Below are 24,845 nucleotides of genomic sequence, written 5' to 3'. Positions count from 1 at the left end.
CACCCGCCCATCATCGCCGTTACCGGCGGCCCGTTCCGGCCGTTCCCCCCGGTCGGCGTGTCGAAATGCGAAAAGGGGGCGCCTCCGGTAGTGAGGAACCCCCTTCTCGTGGTCGGGCGTGGGACGCACCGTCAGGAGTGTCCGCGGCCGGGTCAGCCCATGCTGGCCAGGAAGTCGCTGTAGAACAGGCCGAGCGCGATGGCCACCCCGATGCCCGCGATGATCCAGAACCGGACCACGATGTTGACCTCGCTCCAGCCGGCCAACTCGAAGTGGTGCTGCAGCGGCGACATCCGGAACACCCGCTTGCCGGTGGTCCGGAAGGAGATGATCTGGATCACCACGGACATCGTGATGATCACGAAGAGCCCGCCGAGGATGGGCAGCAGCAGGACCGTCCGGGTGGACATCGCCATCCCGGCGATCAGGCCGCCGAGGCCCAGCGCGCCGGTGTCGCCCATGAAGATCCGGGCCGGCGAGGTGTTCCACCACAGGAAGCCCACGCAGGCCCCGGCCGCCGCCCCGGCGATCAGCGCGATCTCCAGCGGGTCCCGGACGGCGTAGCAGTAGTTGTCCGGGTTGGCGGTGTACGTCGGGTCGGCGCACCAGTGCCGGTACTGCCAGAACGCGATCAGCGCGTACGCGGCGAGCACCATCACCGACGCGCCGGTGGCCAGCCCGTCCAGACCGTCGGTGAGGTTGACCCCGTTGGTCGCCGCCATCACCACCAGGATGATCACGATCACCGAGGCGATCTTGCCGATCTCCAGGGCCGGGATGTCCCGGATGAAGCTCAGCGTGCTGCTGCCCACTGTCTCGGTGTTGGTCGTCGCGCCGCTGGCGTCGGTCATGCTGCTCGGGAAGTAGAGCGCGACCACCCCGAAGATCGCCCCGACCAGGATCTGCCCGAACAGCTTGCCGCGCTTGTTCAGCCCGCCGCTGTGCCGCTTGCGCACCTTGAGGAAGTCGTCGATGAAGCCGACCGCCCCGGAGAAGACCATCAGGCCCAGCAGCACCAGCGCGGTGATGGTCGGCTCGACCTGGGCGATCTGCGCGTCCGGCAGGGTGGTCAGGGCGAGGTGACCGGCGACGTACGCGATCACCGTGGCCAGGATGAAGACCACGCCGCCCATCGTCGGTGTGCCCTTCTTGCCCTCGTTGCTGGCCAGCCCGAGTCCCGAGCGGATCGGCTGGCCGGCCTTGAGCCGGGCGAACACCTTGATCGCCAGCGGGGTGGCCAGCAGCGAGACCAGGAACGCCACCCCGATGGCGACGATGACCGCCCTCACGCGGCACCCCCCGCGCCGGCCCCGTCACCATCGCCGTCGGCACGCAGCGCGTCGGCCACCTCCCAGGTGCGGTACCGGGAGCCCTTCACCAGGACGACGTCGCCCGGTCGTAGCTCGCTGCGCAGCACCTCGACGGCCGCCGCCTGATCGGTGAGCAGCACCGACTCTCCTCCCCAGTCACTTACCGCTGTCGCGCCCTCGTGGATCGGCGCGGCCGGCTCACCCACCACGAGCAGCCGGTCGACACCGAGTTCGGCCGCGAGCCGGCCGACCTCCCGGTGCCCCTCGTCCTCGTACGCGCCCAGCTCGGCCATGTAGCCGAGCGCGGCGAACGTCCGCCCGCCCCGGTGCATCCCGGCCAGCGCGCGCAGCGCCACCGCCGTCGAGGCCGGATTGGCGTTGTACGAGTCGTCGATCACGGTCACCCCGTCGGACCGCGTGAAGACGTCCATCCGGCGGGTGGAGACCAGCCCCAGGTCACCCAGGGCCGCCGCCAGCTCGGCCAGCGGCATGCCCAGCTCCCGGGCGACCGCCGCCGCGGCGAGCGAGTTGGAGACCTGGTGCCGGCCGGTCAGGCCGAGCCGCACCGGCGCGGTCCCCTCCGGGGTGACCAGGGTGTACGCCGGCCGACCCCGCCCGTCCAGGGTCACGTCCACGGCGTGGACGTCGGCGTCGGCCGACTCGCCGTAGCGGACCACCCGGGCGGCGGTGCGGGACGCCATCGCGGCGACCAGTGGGTCGTCGGCGTTGAGCACGGCCAGCCCCTCGGCCGGCAGCGCCTCCACCAGCTCCCCCTTGGCCAGGGCGATGTTCTCCACCGAGCCGAACTCACCCAGGTGCGCCACCCCGACGTTGAGCACCACCGAGATCCGCGGCGGCACCACGTCGCAGAGGTAGCGGACGTGCCCGACGCCCCGGGCGCCCTTCTCCATCACCAGGTACCGGGTCTGCGCGGTGGCCTGCAACGCGGTGTACGGGTGGCCCAGCTCGTTGTTGAACGACCCGGGCGGGGCCACCGTCGGGCCGAGTCGCACGGCGAGCTGGGCGATCAGGTCCTTGGTGGTGGTCTTGCCCGACGAACCGGTCAGCCCGATCACGGTGAGGCCGGGCAGCCGGTCCACCACGGCACGGGCCAGCCGGCCCAGCGCGGCCAGCGCGTCGTCCACCAGCACCATCGGCACCCCGGGCAGCTCCCGGGTGCCGAGCACCGCCACCGCACCGGCGGCGACCGCGCCGGCGGCGTAGTCGTGCCCGTCGACCCGCTCGCCGGGGAAGGCCACGAAGAGCGCACCGGCGACGACCTTGCGGGAGTCGAACTCGACCGGGCCGGTGACCCGGGCGTCCGGGTCGGCGGCGTGCAGCCGACCGCCGACCGCCGAGGCGACCTCGGCCAGGCTCAGCGCGATCACCGTCGACCCGCCAGGTCGCCGAAGCGGACGCGCAGCGCCTCCGCCAGCTCGGTGCGGTCGTCGAACGGGTGCACCTCGCCGGCGATCTCCTGACCGCGTTCGTGTCCCTTGCCGAGCAGCGCCACCACGTCGCCCGGCTCGGCCAGCCGTACCGCCTCGGCGATCGCCTCCCGCCGCCCCGGCACCTCGATGATCCGGGCGGCGGCCGCGACGCCGTACGCGCCGGCCAGCACCTCGGCCCGGATCGTCGCCGGGTCCTCGGTACGCGGGTTGTCGTCGGTCACCAGCACCACGTCGGCCCCCCGGGCGGCGGCGGCGCCCATCACCGGCCGCTTGCCCCGGTCCCGGTCACCCCCGGCGCCGATGACGCAGATCAGCCGCCCGGTGCCGGTGCCGCGCAGCGCGGCCAGGGCGGCCACCACGGCGTCGGTCTTGTGCGCGTAGTCGACCACCCCGCGCACCGGGGCGTCCCCACTGACCAGTTCCAGCCGGCCGGGCACCCCGCCGCAGGCGGCCGCCCCGGCGGCGGCGGTCGTCGGGTCGACCCCGGCGGCGACGAGGGTGGCCACGGCGAGCAGCGCGTTCGCCACGTTGTGCCGGCCGGGCAGCGCCACCCCGGCGGGCAGGACGAGGTCGTCCGGGCCGTGTGCGGTGAACCGCTGGGCGTAGCCCTCACCACCGACCCGGTCGGCCCACCAGGTGGCGGTCGGGTCGCCGGCCGCGGAGTAGCTGACCGTCGCCGGCCGGAACAGCGGCCGCAGCGCCGGGTCGTCGTGGTTGAGCACCTCGACCCGGCAGCGCCCGTCGAAGAGCTTCGCCTTGGCCGCGAAGTAGTCCGCCGAGTCGGCGTGGAAGTCGAGGTGGTCGGAGCCGAAGTTGGTGTAGCCGCCGACGGTGAACCGGACCCCGCCGACCCGCCCCATCGCCAGCGCGTGGCTGGACACCTCCATGACCACCGCGGTCACCCCGCGTTCCCGGGCGGCGGCGAGCAGGGCGTGCAGGTCGGTGGCCTCCGGGGTGGTCCGGACGCTGTCGATCACCAGGTCGCCCAGCCGGGTCTCCACCGTGCCGATCAGGCCGGTGACGTGGCCGGCGGCGCGCAGCCCGGACTCGATCAGGTAGGCGGTGGAGGTCTTGCCGGCGGTGCCGGTCACCCCGATCACGGTGAGTCCGTCGGTCGGGTCGCCGTAGACCGCGGCGGCCAGCTCGCCCAGCACGGCCCGGGGGTCCGGCGTCACCAGGACGGGCAGCCCTGTCGCGCCGGCCGCCGCGGCACCGGCCGGGTCGGTCAGCACCGCCACCGCACCGGCTTTGGCGGCACCGGCGGCGAACTCCGCGCCGTGCCGACGGGCGCCGGGCAGCGCGGCGTACAGGTCGCCGGGGCGGACCTCCTGGCTGGCGTGGGTCACCCCGGTCACGACCAGCTCGGCGGCGTCGGTCGGCGGCGCTACGGCGAGCCGGTCGGCGAGGTCGCCGAGCCGGACTCCGGGCACGGTACGGGGGCGTGGATTGCCGGGCACGGCGTCAGACCCTACCCGGTCGTCCGGTTCCGGCCGCACAGCCGCCCCGATGGTTCGTCGGCACTCACCGATGATGTCCCGCCGTTCCCGGTCAGCGCGGAAAGACCTCGAAGTTGGGGGATTTCCCGCGCGACGGCGGGACCCGGTAGTGACGCAGCGTGAAGCCCATCATCTCGCGGAACGCCGGGGCGACGACCGCGCCGCCACCGCCCTCGGGATTCCAGACGAAGACCGCCACCACGTACCGGGGGGCCTCCGCCGGGGCCATCCCGATGAACGAACCCACCTCGCCGGGCTGCTGCTTGCCGTCGACGTAGCGCAGCCCGGTGCCGGTCTTGCCGGCGATCCGGTAGCCGGGCACCGCGGCGGCCAGGCCTGTCGCGCCGTCGACGGTGGTGACCGCCTCCAGCAGGGTACGCAGCGCGGCGGCGTTGCTCGGGCTGAGCACCGAGCGGGTGACCGGGGCGGCGGACGGGGTGCGCTTGCCGTCCGCCCCGACCACCTCCTTGATCAGGTGCGGCTGCACGTAGGTGCCGTCGTTGGCGATGGTGGCGTACGCGGCGGCCATCTGCAGTGGTGTGGCGTCGACGCTGTGCCCGATCGGCACCGACCCGTACGACGAGCCGCTCCACTTGTCGGCCGGGAGCAGCCGGCCCGACGCCTCGCCGGGCATCCCCTCGCCGGTGGGCTGCCCCAACCCGAACCGCTTCTGGTAGTCGATCAGCCGGTCCGGACCGAGCCGGTCGCCGATCTCGATGGTGCCGACGTTCGACGAGTAGGCCAGCATCCCGGCCACGCTCAGCTTCTTGCCCTCGGCCGGGTGGGTGTCGCGGAAGGTGACGTCGCCCTTGGTGATGGTGTTCGCGACCGGCCAGGCGCTGTCCGGCGTGATGACGCCCTCCTGCAACGCCGCGCCGTAGGTGATCGCCTTGTGCACCGAGCCCGGGTCGACCACGAAGCTGCTGGCCGCGTCCTCCCGGTCGGTGGGCCGGCTCCGGTCCGGGGTGGCCGCGTTGTAGGTCGGGTTGCTGGCCTGGGCCAGCACGTCACCGGTCTTGGCGTCGAGCACCACCGCCGCGCCGATCGCGCCCCGGGTCTGGGCCATCTGCCTGCTGAGGATCTGCTGCGTCTGGAACTGGAGGTCCCGGTCGATGGTGAGCACCAGCGAGCTGCCCGGCTTGGGGGCGGTGGTCTGGCTGTAGCCGCCGGGAATCGCCGCGTTCAGGTCGCCCGCGCCGGCCTCGTACACCCGCCGGCCGTCCTGCCCGCGCAGCAGGTCGTCGTAGCGGGCCTCCAACCCCTCCAGTCCGTCCATGTCCAGACTGGTGAAGCCGACCAGGTTGGCGGCCAGGTCACCGCCGGGCACCTCGCGGCGTTCGTCGCGGTGGGTGCCGATGCCGGCCAGGTCGAGCGCCTCGATCTGCTTGGCCTGCGCGATGTCGACACCCCGGGCCAGGTACCGGAACTGGAGGCCGCCCTTGCGCTTCATCTTCTCGGCCAGCTCGGAGACCGGGATGCCGAGCAGTGGGGAGAGCAGCTTCGCGGTCTCCGTCCGGTCCTTCACCAGGGTCGGGTCGACGAAGACGTACCGCGCCTCGACGCTGCGGGCCAGCGGCGCGCCGGTGCGGTCCTCGATCGACCCGCGCGGGGCCAGCAGGTCGATCCGGGTGAGCCGGCCGCTGACGCCACCCCCGGCGTACGCCGGGGTGTCCACGGCCTGCAGGACGACCAGCCGGATGCCGATCACGGCGAAGATCGCCAGCACGAGCACGGTGCCCAGCCGCAGCCGGCGACGGGGTTCGGCGAGCTTCGGCGGGCGGCGCGGCTTGCGCACCGGTCGCCGGCCGGCCGGCCGGTCGGTACGGCGGGGCATCTCGGTGCGGCGCGGGGTACGGCCGGGCACGTCACCCCGGCGCGGGGTGGTGCGCCCGGGCCGACGGCGCGGTGCGGGCGGCTCGGCGAACTCGTCGTCGTCGGGGGCGGCCCGCGGCGGCACGGTCCTGATCACGCCGGTGCGACCGGTGGCGGCCTCCCCCCGGCGGCCGGTCCGGTCGGCGGCGGCCTCCCGGCGGCCGGCCCGGTTGGCGGCGGCCCGACCACCGTCGAGCACTTGGAGGGCAGGGCGGAACGGGTCGCCGGACCGCCCGGCGCGCGGAGTACGTCGCTGCCCGCCCCGGTCCTCGCTGCTCTCCCGGATGGTCCGGCCCCGCGGGGTGTACGCCCGCGCGTCGGAGATCCCACCGACGTCCCCGGCCCGTGGCTCCCCGGCCCGTGGTTGCCCGGCCCTCGGCTCCCCCGACCGGGGTTGCCCGGCCCTCGGCTCCCCCGACCGGGGTTGCCCGGACCGTTGTTGCCCGGCCCTCGGCTGCCCGGACTGTGGCTCCCCTGGGCGTGGCTCGCCGGACCGGGCGGCTCCACCACGAACCGCACCGCGCCGGGAGCCCGTGGCGTCCCGGCGCGGTTCGTCCGACCTCGGCGGCACGGGTGCTACCCCCCGTCGCCCTGCTGGCTGGTGATCGCCGGCTGGCCGTCGGCCGGTTGCGGCACGCCGATCAGCCGGCCGTCCGGCAGCCGGATGTACGCCGGCTCGCCCGCCTCCACCAGGCCCAGCTTGCGGGCCTCGGCGGTCAGGTTGCCCGGCTCCTTGTACTCCTCGATCTGCTTCTCCAGCTGCTGCTGGTCGACGTCGAGACGGGCCTGCTGCTGCTGGAGCTGCTGGAGCCGGAAGGCGTTCTCGTTGATCTTCGTGTTGACCGCGAGGATGCCCAGCACCCCACCGACCACCAGCACCACGATGAGCGCCGCGAACGGCGCCCGGGGCACCCGGACCGGCGGCGGCGGTGCCACCCGCAGTCGGGGCGGCCGGGTGGCGGTGGTCCGGGTGGCCGGCTGCTCGGCCGGCCGCAGCGCGGCGCTGCCCTGGGTGGGGAACTCGCGCGCCCCCCGGCGTGCCTCCCCCTGCCGACCGGCGAGGTCCGCCGGCATCGCGGTACGGGTCGTGCGCTGCGCCGTGGTCCGGCCCCCCGACCGCGGTGCGCGCTGCCCGACGACCGCGTCGCGGCCGTCACGCTTGTTGACGTTCATGTCCCCTCCCCCTGTTCGTCCGTCCTGCCATCCCCCGGCGTCGGCCCCTGGTCCACTGTGGAACCCGGTGTCGACCCCGTCCCCGGTTGGTGCATCGCCCTGACCCGTCGGCGGGACCGTTCGCGGTCGGTCCGCCCCTGCTGCCCGGTGGTCGGGTCGAGCCGCTCCGCGGCCCGCAACCGCACGGATGCGGCCCGCGGGTTCGCGGTGACCTCCACCTCCCCGGCGAGTTCGGCACCCCGGCTGAGCAGCCGGAACGTCGGACCCGACCCGGGCAGTTCCACCGGGAGGTCGATCGGGCCCTTGCTGCGGACCCGGTCGGCGAGCGCCTGCTTGGTGAGCCGGTCCTCCAGCGAGTGGTAGGACAGGACCACCATGCGACCGCCCACGTCGAGCGTGTCGAGGGCAGCCGGCAGCGCCTGCTCCAGCACTGCCAGTTCCCTGTTTACCTCGATCCGTAAAGCCTGAAACGTTCTCTTGGCCGGATGTCCCCCGGTTCGTCGCGCTGGTGCCGGAATGCTCTCCCTGACCAACTCGGCCAACCGGGCCGACGAGGTGATCCGGCCCTGCTCCCGCTCCCGCAGGATCGCCGAGGCGATCCGGCCGGCGAACTTCTCCTCGCCGTAGACCCGCAGCACCCGGGCCAGATCCGGGTGGGAGTAGCTGTTGACCACCTCCTCGGCGGTCACCCCCCGGGTCTGGTCCATCCGCATGTCCAGCGGCGCGTCCTGGGCATAGGCGAACCCGCGGTCGGGCGCGTCGAGCTGCAACGAGGAGACGCCCAGGTCGAACAGCACCCCGTCGATGCCCGGGTAGCCCAGCCGCCTCACCACCTCGGGCAGTTCGTCGTAGACGGCGTGCTCCAGGTGGATCCGGTCGGCGAACCGGGCGAGCCGGACCCGGGCGTGCGCCAGGGCCTCGGTGTCCCGGTCCAGACCGATCAGCACCGTGCGCGGATGCCGTTCCAGCACCGCCTCTGCGTGCCCGGCCAGCCCCAGCGTGGCATCGACGTGGACCGTACGGCCGCCCCGGTCCAGCGCGGGGGCCAGCAGCTCGAGACACCGCTCGAGCAGCACCGGCACGTGCGTGCCGCGTAGCTCCCCCATGTCGACCCCCACTGTGGAATACCTGCTCTTCGTGTCGCGCTCTGCTCGTCGGACGATGCCGCACCGTCGTACCGCCAGATCCCCATCCGCTCCCGCTCCGGCTCCGGCTCACCGACCCGGAGTGGAGATCGTGCACCTGGCACCGGGGAAGGGGCGCCAGGAACTCGAAAGCGGCTGGAGATCTCGCAGTACGTCGGGCGTCGCCACGCCCTACAGACCGCCGGGCAGCACCCCCTCCTCGATGTCGGCGAAGTCGTCTTCGCTGTCGGCGAGGTAGGTGTCCCAGGCCGCCCGGTCCCAGATCTCCACCCGGGTGGACGCCCCGATCACCACCAGATCCCGGTCGAGCGCGGCGTAGGACCGCAGGTGGGCCGGGATGGTGACCCGGCCCTGCTTGTCGGGAACCTCGTCGTGCGCACTGGCGAAGAAGACCCGGCTGTAGGCCCGGGCCGCCTTGTTCGTCATCGGCTGCGCGCGCAACTGGTCGGCGATCCGCTGGAACTCGGGGGTGGGGAAGACGTAGAGACAGCGATCCTGTCCTTTGGTGATCACGACACCCCCCGCCAGCTCGTCCCGGAACTTGGCCGGAAGGATCAACCGGCCCTTTTCGTCCAGGCGCGGAGTGTGGGTGCCGAGGAACATCGGCCCAACCCCCCTCGCCCTGAGCGGCGTTCGCGGCGCCGCTGACCCCCCGGGCCGGTGGGCCCTCCCGGCCTCACCAATGCGCCCCACTCTACTCCACTTCCCTCCACCTGCAACCAGAATCGCCCGCCCGGCGCGTCGCCGTCATGGACAAAACCGCACGTCAGGAGCGGTGGAGGGAAGTGGAGGGGCGGAGCGCCCCGCCCGGCGTCCACAACCCGACATCGATCGACTCCATCCGGCGGAGCGTCCACCGACCGGACGCCCGGCCCACCCCGACCGAACGGTTCGCCGTCGGCGGCGATCTGGCGGGCGCGGGGGTCCGGTAACCTCGCTCGGGTGACTGACGCGAAGATGCCCCTGCGGGCGAAGGTGGCCAGCTCGGTGTCGCGGACAGCCGCGGCGCTGTCGCGCGCCGCCGGGCGGGGCGACGGCTCGGTGATCGGCGGTTGGATCGGCCTGAAGATCGATCCGGACCTGCTGGCCCACCTATCGGCCGGACGCGCCATCGCGCTGGTCTCCGGCACCAACGGCAAGACCACCACCACCCGGCTCAGCGCCGCCGCCGTCGGCGTGCTCGGCCGGGTCGCCACCAACTCCTTCGGTGCCAACATGCCCACCGGGCACACCTCGGCGCTGGCCAAGGCCGGCAGCACCCCGTACGCGGTGCTGGAGGTCGACGAGCACTACCTCGCGCAGGTGCTGGAGGCCACCGAGCCGCACGTGGTGGCCCTGCTCAACCTCTCCCGTGACCAGCTCGACCGGGCCAAGGAGGTGGCCATGATGGCGCAGCTCTGGCGGGCCGCCCTGGTCCGGCACACCGACGTACGGGTGGTCGCCAACGCCGACGACCCGCTGGTGGTCTGGGCGGCCACCCCGCCGGCCGACCCGGCGCAGGGCATCCGCCCGCCGCACGTCACCTGGTTCAGCGCCGGACAGCGCTGGCACGACGACTCCTGGGTCTGCCCCGAGTGCGGCTCCACCATCCAGCGCTCCGGCGAGCAGTGGTGGTGCAGCGGCTGCCCGCTGCGCCGCCCGGACGCGCAGTGGACGGTGGAGGACGACGGCGTGCTCGACCCCACCGGGGCCTGGCACAAGGTGACCCTCCAGCTCCCCGGCAAGGTCAACCTCGGCAACGCGGCCACCGCCCTCGCCGTCGCCGCCGAGTTCGGGGTACGCCCCGTCGACGCGGTCTCCCGGCTGCACACGGTGACCTCGGTCGCCGGCCGCTACGCCCAGGTCGACCGGGACGGCCGCAACATCCGGCTGCTGCTGGCCAAGAACCCGGCCAGCTGGCTGGAGGCGTTCGACATGGCCGACGAGGCGCCCACCCTGCTCTCCATCAACGCCCGCGACCCCGACGGGTTGGACACCTCCTGGCTGTTCGACGTCGACTTCGCCCCGCTGCGCGGCCGGCAGGTGCTGATCACCGGCGACCGGGCGTACGACCTGGCGGTCCGGCTCGACGTCAACGGCGTGCCGTTCCAGCACGTCCGGGCGTTCGGCGAGGCGGTCCGGGCGGTCCCGCCGGGCCGGCTGGAGGTCATCGCGAACTACACCGCCTTCCAGGACATCCGAGCGGAGTTGGACCGTGTCAACTGAGAGCCTGCGTATCGTCTGGATCTACCCCGACCTGCTCTCCACCTACGGCGACCGGGGCAACCTGCTGATCCTGGCCCGTCGGGCGCAGCAGCGCGGGATGCCGGTCGAGGTGCTGGAGGTCCGCTCCGACCAGCGGCTGCCCGCCACCGCCGACATCTACCTGATCGGTGGCGGTGAGGACGGCCCGCAGGCGCTCGGCGCGCAGCGGCTGCTCGCCGACGGCGGCCTGCACCGGGCCGTCGCCCAGGGCTCGGTGGTCTTCGGCGTCTGCGCCGGCTACCAACTCCTCGGCACCTCCTTCTTCGCCAAGGGCACCAAGTGCGCCGGGTTGGAGCTGCTCGACATCTCCTCCGACCGGGGTCCGACCCGGGCGGTCGGCGAGCTGGCCGGCGAGATCGACCCGAGGCTGGGCGTGCCGGCGCTGTCCGGGTTCGAGAACCACGGCGGTCGGACCCACCTCGGCCCCGGCGTGTCGCCGCTGGCCCGGGTCAGCGCCGGGGTCGGCAACGACGGTGTCACCGAGGGGGCCTGGCGGGGCAGCCTGCTGGGCACCTACTCGCACGGTCCGGCCCTGGCCCGTAACCCGGCCCTGGCCGATCTGCTGCTGCGCTGGGCGACCGGCACCCACCAGCTTCCGCCGCTGGACGACACCTGGGCGGACCGGCTGCGCACCGAGCGCCGCGCCGCGGTGGCCGCCGCCGCCCGGACATGACCTCCCGCCGCCCGGACATGACCTCCCGCCGGGCGGACATGACCTCCCGCCGGGCGGCAACGATCGCCGTCGGGTGGCGGTTGCTCGGCCAGCCGTCGGCGCGTCGGTTCGTCCTGTTGCTGGTGATGCTCGTCGGGTTCGCCGTACTGCTGCTGGTGGCACCCCGGCCCGACGTCGCCGCGCTGCCCCGGCTCGCCGACTCCCTCGGCGGCTACGCCCCGGTCGCCGGGATCGTCGTCGGGGCGCTGCTGCTGGTGGCGCTGGTCCCGCGTACCTTCGTCACGCTCGCAGCGGGGGCCGTCTTCGGCCCGCTGGAGGGCGGGACGTACGCGCTCGGCGCGGCGCTGCTGGCCGCCGCGCTCGGCTTCGCCGTCGGCCGGGTGCTCGGCCGGGAGTTCGTCGCCGAGCGGGTACGCGGCCGGCTGGCCCGCCTGGACGGCTGGTTCGCCCGGCAGAGCGTGCTCGGCGTGATCACCGTACGGCTGTTGCCGATCTCCGGGTTCGGACTGGTCAGCTACGGCTACGGCACCACCGGGGCGCGGGTGCTGCCGTTCCTGGTCGGCAGCGTGCTGGCCTCCGCCCCGACCGCCTTCGGCTACGCCGCGATCGGCGCGGCGGTCAGCTCCCCCGGCCGGATCAACTGGTACGCCGCCGCCCCGGCCAGTCTCGGGCTGATCGCCAGCGCGGTGCTGGCGTACCGCTGGTGGCAGGCCGAACGCCGACGCCGGCGGGTCATCACCGACCCTGGCTCCTGACACCGGCCGAATGCTCCCGCCGCTGTCCGCCGCCCGACGCCCGCCCGCCGCCCCCTGCCTGCCCGCCCGCCGCCCGCCGACGCCCGCCCGACGCTGTCCGCACCCATGATTGCCCACGCCCTGGTGGTCGCACCGGTCACCGGAGTGCTCGCCGACCGGTGCGACCGACCTGGTGGGCGGCTGCCGGAACAGGCCTACCGATGCGCCACCTGCGGCCCCTCCGCCAGAACCGGTCCGGGCACCGGGGATAGCTATGCGGTGCGAGTGGTATGCCGGAGAGTCATAAATATGACTCTCCGGCATACCACTCCGGGTCGACATACATCCGACCTGTCGTCACTCTGCGCTACGGCGGCCCGACGGCCGCCCGGACCCGACGCGTCCCCGACCGGACGGGTGGCCCGGCCGCACCGTCAGGCGACGACCGAGACCAACCGGCCCGGCACCACTATGACCTTGCGGGGTTCCCTACCGGCCAGCGCGGACGCGACCGCTTCCAGGGCCGCCGCCCGGACGGCCTCCTGCGACGCGTCGGCGGGCACCTCGATCCGGCCCCGGACCTTGCCGTTGACCTGCACCGGGTAGGTGACCGTCTCGGCGAGCAGCAGGGCCGGGTCGGCGGTCGGGAAGTCCGCGTACGCCAGGGAGGTGTCGTGGCCCAGCGTGCGCCACAGCTCCTCGGCGACGTGCGGGGCGAACGGGGCCAGCATCAGCACCAGCGGTTCGGCCACCTCGCGGGGGGTCTCCGGCAGCCGGGTCACCGCGTTGGTCAGCTCGATCAGCTTGGCGATGGCGGTGTTGAACCGGATGCCCTCCATGTCGACCCGGACCCCGTCGACGACCCGGTGCAGCAGCCGGCGGGTCTCGGCGTCGGCGGGCGCGTCGGTGACCCGCAGCGTGCCGGTCTGTTCGTCGAGCACGGCCCGCCAGACCCGCTGCAGGAACCGGTACGACCCGACCACCGCCCGGGTGTCCCAGGGGCGGGACACCTCCAGCGGGCCCATCGACATCTCGTACACCCGGAAGGTGTCCGCGCCGTACGCCGCGCACATGTCGTCCGGGGTGACCACGTTACGCAGCGACTTGCCCATCTTGCCGTACTCGCGGGTGACCTCCTGCTCGCCGTGCAGCCACCGACCGTCGACCTCGACGACCTCCTCCGCCGGCACCGGCGTACCCCGGGGGTCGCGGAACGCGTACGCCTGGATCATGCCCTGGTTGAACAGCTTGCGGTACGGCTCGAACGACGACACGTGCCCCAGGTCGTACAGCACCTTGTGCCAGAACCGGGCGTACAACAGGTGCAGCACGGCGTGCTCGGCCCCGCCGACGTACAGGTCGGTGCCCCCGCAGTCGCCCTCGGCGCGCGGCCCCATCCAGTAGCGCTCGTTCTCGGCGTCGACGAACCGGTCGGCGTTGGTCGGGTCCAGGTAGCGCAGCTCGTACCAGCAGGAGCCGGCCCACTGCGGCATCACGTTGGTCTCCCGGGTGTACCGCTTCGGCCCGTCGCCCAGGTCCAGCTCCACCTCGACCCAGTCGCGCCGCCGCGACAGGGGGGTCTCCGGGTTGCTGTCGGCATCGTCGGGGTCGAAGGTCTTCGGCGAGAAGTCGTCCACCTCGGGCAGTTCGACAGGCAGCATCGACTCGGGCAGCGCGATGGCCGCCCCGGTCTCGTCGTACACGATCGGGAACGGCTCGCCCCAGTAGCGCTGCCGGGAGAACAGCCAGTCCCGCAGCCGCCAGGTGACCGCCCCGACGCCGTGGCCGTTGGCCTCCAACCACTCGATGATCGCCGCCTTGGCCTCGGCCACCCCCAGCCCGTCCAGGTCCAGGCCACGCTCGGGCGCAGCGCTGTTGATCGCCGGCCCGTCCCCGGTGTACGCCGCACCGTCGAACCCCTCGGCGGGCTGCACGGTGCGCACGATCGGCAGTTCGAAGACCTCGGCGAACGCCCAGTCCCGCTCGTCCTGCGCGGGCACCGCCATGATCGCGCCGGTGCCGTAGCCGGCCAGCACGTAGTCGGCGATGAAGATCGGGATCTGCCCGCCGGTGACCGGGTGGGTGGCGTACGCCCCGACGAAGACGCCTGTCTTCTCCCTGGTGTCGGCCTGCCGCTCCACGTCGGTCCTGGCCGCCGCCGCCTTCCGGTACGCCTCGACGGCCGCCCGGGGGCTGGCGTGCCCGCCGGTCCAGGCGTCCCTGGTGCCGGCCGGCCAGGTGCCCGGCACCAGCGCGTCGACAAGCGCGTGCTCGGGGGCCAGCACCAGGTAGGTGGCGCCGAAGATGGTGTCCGGCCGGGTGGTGAAAACTCTGATGCGGGCTTCGCCGGCAGAGCCGGAACCAGTGGTCGGGGCCGCGAAGTCGATGTGCGCGCCGGTGGACCGGCCGATCCAGTTGCGCTGCATCAGCTTGATCGACTCGGGCCAGTCCAGCGTGTCCAGGTCGTCCAGCAGCCGGTCACCGTAGGCGGTGATCCGCATCATCCACTGCTTCAGGTTGCGCTTGAAGACCGGGAAGTTGCCCCGGTCGGAGCGGCCGTCGGCGGTGACCTCCTCGTTGGCCAGCACGGTGCCCAGCCCCGGGCACCAGTTCACCGGCGCCTGCGAGACGTACGCCAGCCGGTGGTCGTCGACGATCTGCCGCCGCTCGGCGTCGGTCAGCTCGGCCCAGGCGCGGCCGTCCGGGGTGGGCCGGTCCCCGGCGGCGAACTCGGCGATCAGCTCGGCGATCGGGCGGGCCCTCGCGGCGTCGGAGTCGTACCAGGAGTTGAAGACCTGCAGGAAGATCCACTGGGTCCACCGGTAGAAATCGGTGTCGATGGTGGCCACCGAGCGCCGCTCGTCGTGGGCCAGCCCCAGCCGGCGCAGCTGCGCCCGGTACCGCTCGATGTTGGCCACCGTGGTCGTCCGGGGATGGGTGCCGGTCTGCACCGCGTACTGCTCGGCGGGCAGGCCGAACGCGTCGAAGCCCATCGCGTGCAGCACGTTGCGCCCGGCCATCCGCTGGTAACGGGCGAAACAGTCGGTGCCGATGTAGCCCAGCGGGTGACCGACGTGCAGCCCGGCACCGGACGGGTAGGGGAACATGTCAAGCACGTACAGCTTCTCCGCGCCCGCCCGCGGGTGGCCCGGATCGGCAAGCGGACCGGCCGGGTTCGGGGCGTGGAAGGTGCCCTCCCGCGCCCAGGTGTCCTGCCACCGACGCTCGATCTCGTCGGCCAGGGCCGCGGTGTACCGGAACGGGGGAATGTCGCCCGCCGGTGCGGCTGCCTCAGTCATGGCTTCTCCTTGGCGCGGTCATGTCGGATCCGGGGCACCTGCTCAGGGCACGAAAAAGCCCCTCGCGCAGGAGGGGCCGCCGTGCTGTCGCGCGTCAGCGCATCAGCACGGCCCGGTAAGAAGCAGGAAGACTCCGGCCATGTCCGGCAGTGTACCCCGTCGGATCCGCCGGCTGCGGGCCGCGTCCGGCCTGCCGATCACCTTCCGTCACCACCCGGGCGCGTCAGGTCCCCCGACCTGACGAATATCCGCCGCGTGACCGGCTGACTTCCGGCAGGGGTCGGCGATCACCGTAAACATGGTTAGCCTGAGAGGCCAGTGCGATTCCTGCGGCAGACGAGGCTTCCCGTTGCGAACCGAAGGACGGGTCCAGGTGCTCTTTTCCGAGCTGCCGTCGCGACGAGGAGAAGGCCCGTGACACAACAGACCTGGGACGAGGTGGGCGGCGTGCTGCCGCACGACGAGTTCCGCGCCGCCAGCGAGGCCATCGTGGCCAACATCGAGCAGGTCATCGAGGGCAAGACAGCCACGGTGCGGCTCGCCCTGGCCGTCCTGCTCGCCGAGGGTCACCTGCTGATCGAGGACGTCCCCGGGGTCGGCAAGACCAAGTTGGCCAAGGCGCTCGCCCGGTCCATCGACTGCTCGGTGCGGCGGATCCAGTTCACCCCCGACCTGCTGCCCAGCGACGTCACCGGGGTCAGCGTCTACAACCAGGAGACGCACGACTTCGAGTTCCGGCCGGGCGCGGTCTTCGCCAACCTGGTCGTCGGCGACGAGATCAACCGGGCCTCGCCGAAGACCCAGTCCGCCCTGCTGGAGTGCATGGAGGAGCGGCAGGTCACGGTCGACGGGGTCACCTACCAGCTCCAGACGCCGTTCATGGTGATCGCCACCCAGAACCCGATCGAGATGGAGGGGACGTACCCCCTCCCGGAGGCACAGCGGGACCGGTTCACCGCCCGGATCGCGATGGGATACCCGGGCCCGGAGGCCGAGCTGGCCATGCTGGACGGACACGGCGCCGCCGACCCCCTCCAGGAGTTGCGGCCGGTCTCCGACGCCGACACGGTCCGCCAACTGATCGCCACCGTCCGCAACGTGCACGTCGCCGATGCCGTCAAGCAGTACGCCGTCGACCTGGTCACCGCCACCCGGGAGGCCCCCGACCTGCGGCTTGGCGCGTCCCCCCGGGCCACCCTCCAGTTGTTGCGCACGGCCCGCGCGGTGGCTGCCCTGGAGGGGCGCGACTACGTGCTGCCCGACGACCTCCAGGCGCTCGCGGTGCCGGTGCTGGCCCACCGGATCATCCCCACCGCGGACGCCCAGTTGGCCCGCCGCACCACCGACGCGATCGTCGCCGAGCTGGTGCACCGGCTGGTCCTGCCGCCGGACCGTAAGCGCCCCACCGGGTACGACACGCCCCGGCCCGCCGCCGGCAACGGCCGCCCGCCGTTCGAGCCACGGAGGCCGTGACGTGCGTGCCGGGCTGCGTGGCCTGACCACCCGGGGCCGTTCGTTCCTGGCGGCGGCGATCGCCGCGGCGGTCTCCGCCGGCATCCTCGGCGAACGGGACCTGCTCCGGGTGGCGGTGCTGCTCGGCGTCCTGCCGCTGCTCGCCGCGCTGTACGTCGGGCGGACCCGCTACAAGCTGGCCTGCAACCGCTCGCTGGACCCGCACCGGGTGCCGGTCGGGGCCAGCTCCCGGGTGGTGCTGCGGTTGCAGAACATGTCCCGGCTGCCCACCGGCACCCTGCTGCTGGAGGACCGGCTGCCGTACGCGCTGGGCAGCCGGCCGCGGGTGGTGCTGGAACGGCTCGGCGCGCACCAGGCCAGCTCGGTGGCGTACACCGTCCGTGCCGACGTGCGCGGCCGGTACGAGGTGGGTCCGTTGGTGGTCCGGATGACCGACCCCTTCGGGCTGTGCGAGCTGAGCCGGGCCTTCCCCAGCACCGAACAGCTCACCGTGATCCCCCAGGTCACCCCGCTGCCCTCGGTACGCCTGCCCGGCGAGTACGCCGGCAGCGGCGACAGCCGGGCCCGGTCGGTGGCCGTGCACGGCGAGGACGACACCGCCACCCGGGAGTACCGGATGGGCGACGACCTGCGCCGGGTGCACTGGAAGTCGACAGCCCGCACCGGTGAGCTGATGGTGCGCCGCGAGGAGCAGCCCTGGGAGAGCCGGGCCACCGTGCTGCTGGACACCCGGGCGCACGGTCACCGGGGCGACGGCCCGACGGCCAGTTTCGAGTGGTCGGTCTCTGCCGCCGCCAGCATCGCCACCCACCTGCGGCAGGCCGGCTACAAGCTGCGCCTGGTGACCGGGGACGGAGTGGACGTCGACGCCACCGAGGCCACCGGGGACGGCCTGCTCCTCGACCACCTCGCCGACGTCCGGCTCGACCAGCGAGGCGACGTCGCGAGCCTGGTGCAGCGGGTCCGGCAACGCGCCGACGGGGGCCTGATCATCGCGCTGTTCGGGTCGCTGACCACGAGCGAGGCGGAGCTGCTGAGCGGGCTGCGCGGCAGCGGCGCGACCTGCGTCGGCTTCGTGCTGCACAGCTCCACCTGGCTCAGCCTGCCGGAGCGGGCACGGTTCGAGGCCGAACAGGCCCACGCCGCCGCCGTGTTGGCCCTGTTGCAGGGCGGCTGGCGGGTCATCGGGGTGAACCACGACGGTCAACTGCCGGCGCTCTGGCCCCAGGCCGGGCGCGGTTCGCAGGGCTTCGCGCTGCGCGCGGCGCTCGCCGAGACGGTCGCCGGGGGTGTGCGGTGAGCCGCCGGCCGGTCCCGCGACCGCACCGTCCGCGCACCCCTGGCCACACCGGTGGGCACGGCACCGGCGACCAGCACGCCGCGCCGCGCGTCAGCGCCGGTGTCCGACGACAGAGAGGGTGACGCCGTGATCGCGTCCCGGAACCTCGGCTTCGTGGCCGCCGTGGCGACCCTGCTCGCCGCGGCCCCGCTGTCGTCGATCTTCCAGCAGTGGACCTGGCTGATCCAGTCGGCCATCGCGGTCGCCGTGGTGGCCGGCGCGGCGGCGCTCACCCGACTGGTCCGGGCCCCGCTCTGGGGTCAGGTGCTGGGCATGCTCGCCGGTCTCCTGCTCGCCCTGACCTGGCTCTTCCCGGGCGGCGGCGAGCTGATCGCCTTCCTGCCCACGCCGGGGACGCTTGCCCACTTCGGTGAGCTGGCGCAGGGCTCGTTGCAGGACATGCGCTCCTACGGGGTGAAGGTGCCCGACACCACCCCGCTGCTGTTCATCAGCGTGCTCGGGGTGGGCGCGGTGGCGGTCGTGGTCGACGTGCTCGCCGTCGGGCTGCGCCGGCCGGCCCTGGCCGGGCTGCCGATGCTGGCCATCTACTCGGTGCCGGTCGCGGTCTACGTGGACAGTGTCCCCGCGTTGCCGTTCGTGGTCGGCGCCGCCGGCTACCTCTGGCTGCTGGTCACCGACAACGTCGACCGGGTACGCCGGTTCGGCCGCCGGTTCACCGGCGAGGGCCGGGACGTGGACGTCTGGGAGTCCTCCCCGCTGGCCGCCGCCGGCCGCCGGCTGGCGGTGGTCGGGGTGGCGCTGGCCGTGGTGCTGCCGCTTGCCGTACCGGGGATGAGCGGCGGGCTGCTGGACCAGTTCAGCACCGCCGGTAACGGCACCGGCAACGGACGCGCCGGGCAGGGCGGCGGCCCCGGCCGGATCGACCTCTTCGCAGCGCTCAGCGGGCAGCTCAACCAGTCCGAGGTGGCCGACATGGTCAAGGTCACCACCACCGAGAAGAACCCGTTCTACCTGCGCTTCGGCGTCGCCGACGAACTACGCCCGGACGGCTTCCGGGTGCGCCCGCCCAACGGCCGGCCGGTCAACCGGGAACTGCCCGACCCGGCGGACCGGGCCGGGCCGGGGGTGCAGCAGCAGACCTACCGGGCGACCGTGGAGGTCAACCGGACGTTGAACATGCCCTTCGTGCCGCTCTACACCGACCCGGTCGGCTTCGACGGGCTCAACGGCAACTGGTCGTACGACCAGAATCTCGGGGTGGTCTTCTCCAACCGGGACAACTCCCGTGGCAAGCGCTACTCGTTCGAGTACGTGCGCTCGACGTACACCCCGGCGGCGCTGCGCCGGGCCCGGCCGTTGCCGGCCGAGCACCCGATCCGGCTGCAGCAGACCCGCACCCCGGACGTACGGGAGGTCGGTCTGCTCGTCGACCGGTTGGTGGAGGGGAAGTCCACCGACTACGACAGGGTCCGGGCGATCTACGACTACTTCTCCCAGGAGAACGGCTTCCGCTACTCGTTGAGCACCCAGGGCGGCACCAGCGGGCAGGAGATCGTCGACTTCCTCACCAACAAGGCCGGCTACTGCCAGCAGTACGCGGCGGCGCTGGCCTGGTTGGTACGGGTCGCCGGCATCCCCGCCCGGGTGGCGTTCGGCTTCACCAACGGCAGCAACGCCACCGGCGACACCTACACGCTCACCAACCGGAACCTGCACTCCTGGACGGAGGTCTACTTCGACCAGTTCGGCTGGGTGCCGTTCGACGCCACCCCCGCGTACGGCGTACAGGGGTCGACCCGGTCGGCGTGGGCGCCGGACTCCGACGCCCCGGACCCGGAGCCGTCGGACACCACCACACCGGCTGCCCCGGGCGACCCGGGCGCGACTGCCGGACCGCAGCGCGACGACGAGATCGACCGGGACGTCGACCAGGGTTTCGACGCGACCGCCAACGCTCCCGTCGAACGCGCCCCGACCTGGCCGTGGTGGACGGCTGCCGGGCTGCTCGCACTGCTCGCGCTGCTGGCCGTACCAGCCCTGCGTCGGCGTACGCTGCGTCAGCGCCGGCACCGCCCACCCGTGGCGGCGCAGGCCGGCGCGGCCCCCGACGACGGGGCGGGCGGGAGCATCCCGATGACGGTGCTGGGTGCGGACGCGGACCGGGCCCGGGCGGACGCCCACGCCGCCTGGGACGAACTGCTCGACACCCTGGTCGACTACCGGGTTCCGATCGACCGGACGGAGACGCCCCGGGCGACCGCCGAGCGGCTGGCCCGGGAGGCGATCGGCGCGGACGCCGACTCGGCCACTGCGGTGCGGTTGCTCGGCCGGGCCGAGGAACGCGCCCGGTACGCCCGGGATCCGCTCACCGGCGAACCACTGCACCCGGCGTTGCGGACGGTACGCGGCACCCTCGCCGCCCGCGCCGACCGGCGTACCCGGCTCCTCGCCGCCGTGCTGCCCCCCTCGGTGCTGCTGCGTTGGCGCACCTCGCTCGGCGACAACTCCGCGCGACTGGTGACGGCCTCCGGCCGGCTCCGCCGCCTGCTGCTGCGCTGGAACCCCCGCCGGCTGCTCGCCACCCGCCGCGCCTGACCGCCCCCGCCCCATGGGCACACGCCCGTGGGGCGGGTGCTTGGGGCTCACGCCCATGGGGCGGGCGAGCCGGGGTGGGGAGGGAAGGGGCGAGCCGGGAGGACGGCACGGGTGCGGACGTGATGATGCGACGGAGGTGGCCGGACTGCGTCCGGCACCCACCGTCGTCGGTGACGCCCGTCCACCTCTGGGGTGGACGGGTTCAGCGATGTCCCTCCGGACGCTGCCGCCACCGATCTTCCATCCGGTCCAGCAACGACGGCCGACGACCGCCCCGGCCACGCGGACGGCGACGACTCGTCGTGCCACCCACCACGTGCAGGTCCGGTGACTGCGCCCGCCGGTGCGACTGCACCGCATAGCCCAACGCGGCCAGCATGACGACGAACCCCGCCACTGCCAGCGGCGGAGTCTTGATCACCGCCCCGTAGACCAACAGGGCCAGGCCGACGACGACCACGCCGGCAGCGACGAGCAGGCGACGTCGCGTATGGAAACGCGGGTCACTGGCGCGCACGGCCGAGGCGAATTTGGGGTCCTCGGCAAGCGACCGCTCGATCTGCTCGAACAGCCGCTGCTCGTGCTCCGAGAGCGGCACGGCACTCCTCCCCGGTCACGTTGGTCGGCCCGGTCGGGCCGACAGACCGTGGCAGCCAACCGGCTGCTTGCCGCCAAGTCTACGAGGGGGCTCGCGCGTCGGAAAGCGGGACGACCTACGGTCGACTGCTATTTTCCCCGGGCCGGGGATCACGTTTGCCGAGCAGACTGGCCGGACCTATGACGGACCGCCCGAAACGGGCAGCCGCCGCGTCGGCGGCGGTCTCCGCCTCCCGCCAGCCCCGCTCGGGTGCGCCGAGGGTGAGCTGCCTCGGCGTGTCGGCCACCCCGGCCAGGCCCTCCACCCGGACGCCGACCAGCCGGACCGGCTCACCAGGGGCGAGAACCGTCCAGAGACCCCACGAGGTGTCGAAGATCTCCCGGGCCACGTCGGTCGTCACGCCGAGGGTCCGGGACCGGTTGACGGTACGGAAATCGGACAGTCGTACCTTGAGCGAGACCGTCCGGCCGACCTGACCGGCCCCGCGCAGCCGGCTGCCCACCTTCTCGCTGAGGGCGAGCAGGGCGCGGCGGATCTGCTGCGGGTCGACCACGTCGACGTCGAAGGTCACCTCGGCCCCGATCGACTTCTCCACCTGCTCCGGGCTGACCGGGCGCGGGTCCCGCCCCCGGGCCAGCTCGTGCAGATGGGTCGCGGACGCCACGCCGAGCGCCTTGCGGAGCATCCCCACGGGCGCCTCGGCCAGGTCACCGATGGTGCGCAGGCCGAGCCGACGCAGCGTCTCGGCGGACCGCTCCCCCACCCCCCACAGCGCGTCGACCGGCAGCGGATGGAGGAACTCCAGCACCCGGTCGGCAGGCACCACGAGCAGACCGTCCGGCTTGGCCCGGGTGGAGCCGAGCTTCGCCACGAACTTGCTCGGAGCCACCCCGACCGAACAGGTCAGCCCCAGCTCGGCCGTCACCCGGGCGCGAATCCGCCGGGCGATGGCGGCCGGCGGGCCGAACAACCGGCGGGCCCCCGTCACGTCGAGGAACGCCTCGTCGAGGGAGAGCGGCTCGACCAGCGGGGTGACGTCCCGGAAGATCCGCATCACCGCGTCGGAGGCCGCCCGGTAGCGGGCGAAGTCAGGTGCCAGGTAGACCGCGCCGGGGCAGAGCGCCCGCGCCCGGGCGGTCGGCATCGCGCTGCGGACGCCGTACCGGCGGGCCTCGTAGCTGGCGGAGCTGACCACGCCGCGTGGCCCGACCCCGCCGACCACCACCGGCCGGCCCCGCAGCTCGGGGCGGTGGCGCACCTCGACGGCGGCGAAGAAGGCATCCATGTCGACGTGCAGGATCGGGCTGGCCGAGTCGTCGGCGTCGGGCCCGAAGCGCGGGTCACCACCACGCGGCAGCGACTGACTCCGACCCATCACCGCAGGCTAGTCGCCCGGTACGACAGTCGCCCCGGCAGCCGCCCACGGCCAGGCGGCCGGGCGGCCGGGCGGCCAGGCGGCGAGCGTCAGCCCCGGACCACCAGCAGCGGCACGGTCATCTCCGCCGCGGTGTCCGCCCCGTGGTACGCCACCAGCCGGGAGACCGCCGGCGGCTCGGACCGGGTGGCCAGCACCGCGTACGTGTCGCGGCAGGTCACCACCACGTCGCCGACCCGGTGCAGATGGTCCTCGCCGACCGGGCCGAACCAGCCCTCGGCCACCATCTCCTCGCGGGTGCGCACCCGGGCGGCCGACCCGAGCACCGCCGACCAGGTGGCCACCACGTCGTTCGCCGCACCCGGTTCGACGTGCAGGTAACGCACCCGGGGCTCCCCGGCGACCACCCGCACACCGGCCCGCAGCCGCAGGTCGGTGTCCAGGTCGAAGCGGTGTCCGGCGGGCACGTCGAGCTGACCGTGGTCGGCGGTGACCAGCAACGCGGCGTCCGACGGCAACCCGTCGACCAGCCGGGCGAGCAGGCCGTCCACCTCGGCGACGGCGATCCGCCACGGCGTCGAGTCGACCCCGCTGAGATGCCCGTGCCGGTCCAGGTCGGGGTGGTAGCCGGAGACCAGGGTGGGGCCGGTCCCGGCGGCCAGCGCCGCCAGCATCGTCCGGGCCAGGGCGTCCACCCCGGCGGCCCCCCGGTAGTCGCCACCCCGGTTGGCGGCCAGGGTCAGCCCGCTGCCGGCGTACTCGGGGCGGCTCACCACGGTCACCGCGACCCCTGCGGCGCGGGCCCGCTGCCACTGGGTGCGTACCGGCTGCCAGCGCAGCGGGTCCGGTTCACCGGTCCAGTCGATGTGGTTGAGCACCCGGTCGGTGCCGGGCACCCGGACGGTGAACCCGAGCACGCCGTGCGCCCCGGGAGCCGCACCCGAACCCAGGGTCACCAGGCTGGTCGGGGTGGTGGAGGGGAACCCGGAGGTCAGCGGGCGACCCAGCGTCGCGGCCAGCCCGGTCAGGGTCGGGGCGTACCGGGCGGCGGTGGGGAGCTGGTACCAGCCGAGGCCGTCGACGAGCAGCACGGCGACCCGGCGCACCCCGGTCAGGCCGGGGACCAGCCCGAGCAGGTCGACCGCGCCCGGCACGCCGAGCACGGCCAGCACGCTGGGTAGCACGTCGGCCAGGCTGCCCCCGCCGTAGCGCGGCGACACCACCGCCAGCGGATCGGCGGGGGACGCGGGCACGACGGCCCGGGGCCCGGACGCACCGGGCGGCGGCACCGGCGCCCCGGCCGACGGCACGGCGGTCATGCCGGCCGGCGGGCGAACAGGTGCAGCTGGGCGGCGAGATCCCGGTACGGCGAGCGCCCGGCCAGCGCCCGTTCCAGCTCCACCAGGGCAGCCGGCTGACCGTCGGCGACGGTGGCGGGCAGCAGATCTGCCAGGACGCGTACCCCGTGGATCTCCTCCACGGTGAGGCCGGCGGCGCGCAACAGCGCGGCGGCCTCCTCGGCGTCGAACCGGCGGCGCAGGGTGTCGCGGGGGCCGGCGGCGCCGTCGGCGGCGGCGGCCAGCGCGGCGGCGACGTCCATCTGGCCGTTCATCGCCCGGCCCAGCACGGCGGCGGCCCGCCCGGGGACCAGCACACTCGCCGCGCCCCCGGGGCGCAGTGCGTCGGCCAGCGCGGTCGCCACCGGCGTCGGGTCGTCGACCACCTCCAGCACCGAGTGGCACAGCACCAGGTCGACGGAGGCCGGTTCGACCAGGCCGGTCAGCGCGTCGCCGTCGCCCTGCACGGCACGTACCCGGTCGGCCACCCCGGCCTCGGCGGCCCGGCGGGTGAGCGCGGCGAGCGCGTCGGGGCTGGCGTCGACCACGGTGACCCGGTGGCCGGCCTGGGCGAGCGGCACGGCGAACCCGCCGGTGCCGCCACCCACGTCGAGCACGGTCAGCTCGACGTCGGCCCGCCGGTCCAGCTCGGCGGCGAGCACCGACCAGACGACGGCGGTACGGGGGGTCAGCGGCGGCCCGGCGAACCGGCCTCGGGGGCTCTGTTCCACCCGGTCGAGCCTAGTCACCCGGACCGCCCGACCTCCCGC

Annotated in this window: 18 protein-coding genes; 6 read left to right on the top strand and 12 right to left on the bottom strand. The window is 73.8% G+C overall.

Annotation, left to right across the window (positions count from 1 at the left end; all coding sequences use genetic code 11):
* Nucleotides 1-152: 152 nt before the first annotated feature.
* The 7 genes from mraY to mraZ form a co-directional block, all read right to left on the bottom strand.
* Nucleotides 153-1,289 carry a phospho-N-acetylmuramoyl-pentapeptide-transferase gene (mraY, locus tag OHQ87_RS02075; protein ID WP_328344400.1) on the bottom strand — a complete coding sequence of 379 codons (1,137 nt, stop codon included), beginning with the start codon at nt 1,287-1,289 and terminating at the stop codon, nt 153-155.
* On the bottom strand, nt 1,286-2,698 hold the full coding sequence (locus tag OHQ87_RS02070; protein ID WP_328344398.1) for a UDP-N-acetylmuramoyl-tripeptide--D-alanyl-D-alanine ligase: 1,413 nt from the start codon (nt 2,696-2,698) through the stop codon (nt 1,286-1,288). Before OHQ87_RS02070 ends, mraY begins: the two co-directional genes overlap by 4 nt.
* Nucleotides 2,695-4,257 carry a UDP-N-acetylmuramoyl-L-alanyl-D-glutamate--2,6-diaminopimelate ligase gene (locus OHQ87_RS02065; protein ID WP_328344396.1) on the bottom strand — a complete coding sequence of 521 codons (1,563 nt, stop codon included), beginning with the start codon at nt 4,255-4,257 and terminating at the stop codon, nt 2,695-2,697. The genes OHQ87_RS02070 and OHQ87_RS02065 overlap by 4 nt, the downstream gene beginning before the upstream one ends.
* A gap of 52 nt (nt 4,258-4,309) precedes the next feature.
* A complete protein-coding gene (locus OHQ87_RS02060) occupies nt 4,310-6,328 on the bottom strand; it encodes a peptidoglycan D,D-transpeptidase FtsI family protein (RefSeq protein ID WP_442930650.1) in 2,019 nt (672 codons plus the stop codon).
* Nucleotides 6,329-6,705: 377 nt separating this feature from the next.
* A complete protein-coding gene (locus OHQ87_RS02055; protein WP_328344394.1) occupies nt 6,706-7,302 on the bottom strand; it encodes a hypothetical protein in 597 nt (198 codons plus the stop codon).
* Nucleotides 7,299-8,408: a 16S rRNA (cytosine(1402)-N(4))-methyltransferase RsmH gene (gene rsmH, locus OHQ87_RS02050; RefSeq protein WP_328344392.1), complete on the bottom strand. Its 1,110-nt coding sequence runs from the start codon at nt 8,406-8,408 to the stop codon at nt 7,299-7,301. Before rsmH ends, OHQ87_RS02055 begins: the two co-directional genes overlap by 4 nt.
* 210 nt (nt 8,409-8,618) lie before the next feature.
* Entirely contained in the window at nt 8,619-9,050 is a 432-nt protein-coding gene (mraZ, locus tag OHQ87_RS02045) for a division/cell wall cluster transcriptional repressor MraZ (RefSeq protein WP_328344390.1), read from the bottom strand.
* A 354-nt stretch (nt 9,051-9,404) separates the two neighbouring features.
* On the opposite strand from mraZ, the gene OHQ87_RS02040 reads away from it, so the two are divergent.
* From OHQ87_RS02040 to OHQ87_RS02030, 3 genes are read left to right on the top strand one after another with little or no spacing between them, the layout of a single operon-like run.
* Nucleotides 9,405-10,652: a MurT ligase domain-containing protein gene (locus tag OHQ87_RS02040; protein ID WP_328348714.1), complete on the top strand. Its 1,248-nt coding sequence runs from the start codon at nt 9,405-9,407 to the stop codon at nt 10,650-10,652.
* On the top strand, nt 10,642-11,364 hold the full coding sequence (locus OHQ87_RS02035) for a type 1 glutamine amidotransferase (protein WP_328344388.1): 723 nt from the start codon (nt 10,642-10,644) through the stop codon (nt 11,362-11,364). The genes OHQ87_RS02040 and OHQ87_RS02035 overlap by 11 nt, the downstream gene beginning before the upstream one ends.
* A gap of 38 nt (nt 11,365-11,402) precedes the next feature.
* Complete coding sequence (locus OHQ87_RS02030; protein ID WP_328348713.1) at nt 11,403-12,119, top strand: TVP38/TMEM64 family protein; 717 nt, start codon at nt 11,403-11,405, stop codon at nt 12,117-12,119.
* A gap of 413 nt (nt 12,120-12,532) precedes the next feature.
* Here the strand turns inward: OHQ87_RS02030 and leuS are convergent, their stop codons facing one another.
* Nucleotides 12,533-15,397 (bottom strand): leucine--tRNA ligase, encoded by a 2,865-nt coding sequence (gene leuS / locus OHQ87_RS02025; protein ID WP_328344386.1) that lies wholly within the window; start codon nt 15,395-15,397, stop codon nt 12,533-12,535.
* Between the two features lie 414 nt (nt 15,398-15,811).
* On the opposite strand from leuS, the gene OHQ87_RS02020 reads away from it, so the two are divergent.
* From OHQ87_RS02020 to OHQ87_RS02010, 3 genes are all read left to right on the top strand, one after another.
* On the top strand, nt 15,812-16,870 hold the full coding sequence (locus OHQ87_RS02020; RefSeq protein ID WP_328344384.1) for an AAA family ATPase: 1,059 nt from the start codon (nt 15,812-15,814) through the stop codon (nt 16,868-16,870).
* A gap of 1 nt (nt 16,871) precedes the next feature.
* Nucleotides 16,872-18,170, top strand: coding sequence for a DUF58 domain-containing protein (locus tag OHQ87_RS02015; RefSeq protein ID WP_328344382.1), 1,299 nt, complete (start codon nt 16,872-16,874; stop codon nt 18,168-18,170).
* A gap of 126 nt (nt 18,171-18,296) precedes the next feature.
* Nucleotides 18,297-20,765 carry a transglutaminase TgpA family protein gene (locus OHQ87_RS02010; protein WP_328344380.1) on the top strand — a complete coding sequence of 823 codons (2,469 nt, stop codon included), beginning with the start codon at nt 18,297-18,299 and terminating at the stop codon, nt 20,763-20,765.
* A gap of 202 nt (nt 20,766-20,967) precedes the next feature.
* Here the strand turns inward: OHQ87_RS02010 and OHQ87_RS02005 are convergent, their stop codons facing one another.
* The 4 genes from OHQ87_RS02005 to OHQ87_RS01990 form a co-directional block, all read right to left on the bottom strand.
* On the bottom strand, nt 20,968-21,363 hold the full coding sequence (locus tag OHQ87_RS02005) for a DUF3040 domain-containing protein (protein ID WP_067301847.1): 396 nt from the start codon (nt 21,361-21,363) through the stop codon (nt 20,968-20,970).
* A gap of 115 nt (nt 21,364-21,478) precedes the next feature.
* Nucleotides 21,479-22,738 carry a DNA polymerase IV gene (locus OHQ87_RS02000; protein WP_328344379.1) on the bottom strand — a complete coding sequence of 420 codons (1,260 nt, stop codon included), beginning with the start codon at nt 22,736-22,738 and terminating at the stop codon, nt 21,479-21,481.
* Nucleotides 22,739-22,827: 89 nt separating this feature from the next.
* A complete protein-coding gene (locus OHQ87_RS01995; protein ID WP_328344377.1) occupies nt 22,828-24,057 on the bottom strand; it encodes an alkaline phosphatase family protein in 1,230 nt (409 codons plus the stop codon).
* Nucleotides 24,054-24,824, bottom strand: coding sequence for a methyltransferase domain-containing protein (locus OHQ87_RS01990; RefSeq protein ID WP_328344375.1), 771 nt, complete (start codon nt 24,822-24,824; stop codon nt 24,054-24,056). The genes OHQ87_RS01995 and OHQ87_RS01990 overlap by 4 nt, the downstream gene beginning before the upstream one ends.
* Nucleotides 24,825-24,845 lie beyond the last annotated feature (21 nt).

The organism is Micromonospora sp. NBC_00421 (assembly GCF_036017915.1).
GTDB lineage: Bacteria > Actinomycetota > Actinomycetes > Mycobacteriales > Micromonosporaceae > Micromonospora.
Note: the sequence above shows the minus strand (reverse complement) of the source record. Positions and strands in the feature narration are given on the sequence as shown.

Coding starts and splice junctions, on each gene's coding strand:
- OHQ87_RS02055 (WP_328344394.1), bottom strand. CDS start 7,302: ATGAACGTCAACAAGCGTGACGGCCGCGACGCGGTCGTCGGGCAGCGC.
- rsmH (WP_328344392.1), bottom strand. CDS start 8,408: ATGGGGGAGCTACGCGGCACGCACGTGCCGGTGCTGCTCGAGCGGTGT.
- mraZ (WP_328344390.1), bottom strand. CDS start 9,050: ATGTTCCTCGGCACCCACACTCCGCGCCTGGACGAAAAGGGCCGGTTG.
- OHQ87_RS02040 (WP_328348714.1), top strand. CDS start 9,405: ATGCCCCTGCGGGCGAAGGTGGCCAGCTCGGTGTCGCGGACAGCCGCG.
- OHQ87_RS02030 (WP_328348713.1), top strand. CDS start 11,403: ATGACCTCCCGCCGGGCGGCAACGATCGCCGTCGGGTGGCGGTTGCTC.
- leuS (WP_328344386.1), bottom strand. CDS start 15,397: ATGACTGAGGCAGCCGCACCGGCGGGCGACATTCCCCCGTTCCGGTAC.
- OHQ87_RS02000 (WP_328344379.1), bottom strand. CDS start 22,738: ATGGGTCGGAGTCAGTCGCTGCCGCGTGGTGGTGACCCGCGCTTCGGG.
- OHQ87_RS01995 (WP_328344377.1), bottom strand. CDS start 24,057: ATGACCGCCGTGCCGTCGGCCGGGGCGCCGGTGCCGCCGCCCGGTGCG.